We start from the raw sequence: 2,797 nt of genomic DNA on the forward strand, positions 1-2,797 counted from the left end.
CGCCGCCGACGCGCTGGCCGAAGCCGAGCGCGCACTAGAGGGGCTGACCGCCCGCCAGCGCGAAGCGGAAAGTGCCGTGGCCGAGGCCCGCGAGGTGCGCGCTACCATGCGCGCCGAGGCCGAACACCAGGACGCCGCGCGGCTGGAGATCGAACGCCTGTGCGGCGAGCGGTTCCAGTGCCCGCCGACCCTGCTGCCCGGCCGCTTCGGCTTTGCCGTCGAACCCGGCGACCCGCCGGCGCTGGCCACGGCGCTGGATGGCCTCACCGCGGAGCGCGAGCGGCTCGGGCCGGTCAACCTGCGCGCCGAGATCGAGCTGAAGGAACTGGAAGATCAGGCCAGCCTGACCACAGCGGAAAAGGCCGAGCTGGACACTGCCATCGCCCGGCTGCGCGGCTCCATCGGCAGCCTCAACCGCGAAGGCCGGCAGCGGCTGCAGGCCGCCTTCCAGGCTGTGGACGGGCATTTCCGCACGCTCTTCACGGATTTGTTCGGTGGCGGCGAGGCGCAGCTGGCGCTGATCGAGAGCGATGATCCCCTGGAGGCCGGCCTCGAGATCATGGCGCAGCCGCCGGGCAAGAAGCTGCAGTCGCTCACCCTCCTGTCGGGTGGCGAACAGGCGCTCACCGCCACCGCGCTGATCTTCGCACTGTTCCTCGCCAACCCGGCGCCGATCTGCGTGCTCGACGAGGTGGACGCGCCGCTCGACGATGCCAATGTGGAGCGCTTCTGCGACCTGCTTGACCGCATGGTGGCCGAGACCGCAACGCGCTTCCTGATCGTCACCCACAACGCCGTGACGATGAGCCGGATGCACCGCCTGTTCGGCGTCACCATGGCCGAGCCGGGCGTGAGCCAGCTGGTCAGCGTCGATCTGGAGACCGCCGAGACGCTGGTGGCCACCGCCTGACCCCTCCCGGCTTCGCAAGTGTGCACTGCACAATGGTTGACACGGCCACCCCCCGCCTCTAGGACGCGCGCCAAGTCCCGCAGGCCTTGGCCGGCGGGGCCATCTGCCGCACCCGGCGGATGGTCCGACCTTCACCGGTGGGGCTGCAACAGGTAGGACGACAGGGGTTTTCGCCTTGGCCGACCGGAAAGCCGACGAGGAAAGCCTCGCGCGTCGCATCGCTGCGGCCCGGGCTGCCGAAGCCGGCCGCAAGGACGGCGCCAAGCAGGGCGAAAGTGCCGGCTGGCAGATCGCTTCCGAATTCATCGGGGCGATGCTGGCAGGCGGGTTCATCGGCTGGTTCATCGACCGGCAGTTGGACACCGGGCCCTGGGGGCTGATCCTGCTGCTGCTGCTGGGGTTTGCGACCGGGCTTTACCAGTCGCTGCGTCGGCAGAAGCGGCTGGATGCCGCCAATGCAGACGACAACGACGGGCACAGTTCAGGCGACTAGGGATCAGACGGCCGTGGCCAATCCGATGGAGCAGTTCAAGATCGAGACGGTCGTGCCGCTGGCGGCCGGCGGCGTTGATCTGGCCTTCACCAATAGCTCGCTGTGGATGCTGATCGCGCTGATCAGCATTTCTGCCTTCCTGTTCATCGGCACCGCCCGCCCGGCGATGGTGCCCGGCCGCATGCAGGCCGCCGTTGAATATCTCTATGAATTCATTCGCGACATGCTGCGCGAGAATGTCGGCAAGGATGGCCTGCGCTATGCCCCGCTGATCTTTGCCGTGTTCATCTTCGTGCTGGCCTGCAACCTGCTCGGCATGGTGCCGTTCGTGCACAGCTTCACGCCCACCAGCCATATCGCCGTCACCTTCGGGCTGGCGATGATCGTGTTCATCCTGGTGGTGATTGTCGGCTTCGCCCGCCACGGGCTGCACTTCTTCTCGCTGTTCCTCCCCGAAGGCACGCCGCTGTTTGTGGCGCCGCTGGTGGCGCTGATCGAGTTTCTGTCCTTCCTGTCGCGGCCCTTCACGCTGGCCATAAGGTTGTTCGCCAACATGACCGCCGGCCACGTGCTGATGAAGGTGTTCGGCGGCTTCGTGGTCTCGCTGGGCGCCGTCAACGTGGGCCTCGGCCTCATTCCGCTGGGCGTCAACGTGGCGCTCACGGCGCTGGAACTGCTGATCGCCGTGGTGCAGGCTTATGTGTTCGCGCTCTTGGCCAGCATCTATCTGAACGACGCTGTAAACCTTCACTAAGTCAACCTCTTACCACACGCAAAGGACAGACAATGGAAGTCGCTGCTTACAAGCTGATCGGTGCCGGCCTTGCCGCCATGGGTGCCGGCTTCGCCGCCATCGGCGTCGGCATCATCTTCGGCATGTTCCTGCAGGGTGCGCTGCGCAACCCGGCCGCTGCCGACAAGCTGGGCGCCCGCCTGATCTTCGGCTTCGCCGTGACCGAAGCGCTGGGCCTGATCGCCGCCGTCGTCGCGCTGGCGCTGGCCTTCGGCTGAACCCGGGTTCGGGCGCCGGCCGGGGCTTCACCCTGGCAGGCGCCTGCCTGATCAGCCACCCCAGCCGGGAAGCCCTGCCGTGCCCCAGTTCGATACCGCCAATTTCGCCTCGCAGCTGTTCTGGTTCGGCGTCATCTTCGCCGTTCTCTATTTCGTTGTGGTCCGCCCCACCCTGCCCAAGATCGGCAAGGTGATGGACGCGCGCGAAACGCAGGTTGCCGGCGATCTTGACCGGGCCGAACAGGCCAGGGGCGCGGCCGATGCCATCCGCAATGCGCACGACGCCGCCATGCGCCAGGCCCGTGACGCCGCGCAGGCCAGCGTGGCTGCCGCGCGCGACGCCGCTGCCAAGGCTGCCGAGGTGCAGCTGAAGGCGTTGGGTG

Annotated in this window: 4 protein-coding genes and 1 pseudogene; all 5 read left to right on the top strand. The window is 67.5% G+C overall.

Features of this window, described 5'->3' with window-relative positions:
* A pseudogene (locus tag GJV64_RS13335) lies at positions 1 to 910 on the top strand (chromosome segregation protein); the annotation flags it as partial.
* Positions 911 to 1,085: 175 nt separating this feature from the next.
* A complete protein-coding gene (locus GJV64_RS13340; RefSeq protein ID WP_164157841.1) occupies positions 1,086 to 1,403 on the top strand; it encodes an AtpZ/AtpI family protein in 318 nt (105 codons plus the stop codon).
* 25 nt (positions 1,404 to 1,428) lie between these two features.
* A complete protein-coding gene (locus tag GJV64_RS13345) occupies positions 1,429 to 2,157 on the top strand; it encodes a F0F1 ATP synthase subunit A (RefSeq protein WP_205599634.1) in 729 nt (242 codons plus the stop codon).
* 32 nt (positions 2,158 to 2,189) lie between these two features.
* Complete coding sequence (locus GJV64_RS13350) at positions 2,190 to 2,414, top strand: ATP synthase subunit c family protein (RefSeq protein WP_156256674.1); 225 nt, start codon at positions 2,190 to 2,192, stop codon at positions 2,412 to 2,414.
* A gap of 79 nt (positions 2,415 to 2,493) precedes the next feature.
* The coding region (locus GJV64_RS13355) for a F0F1 ATP synthase subunit B family protein (protein WP_456238860.1) at positions 2,494 to 2,797 on the top strand (304 nt) is incomplete at its 3' end.

It is taken from the genome of Sandarakinorhabdus rubra (genome assembly GCF_010994245.1).
GTDB lineage: Bacteria > Pseudomonadota > Alphaproteobacteria > Sphingomonadales > Sphingomonadaceae > Sandarakinorhabdus > Sandarakinorhabdus rubra.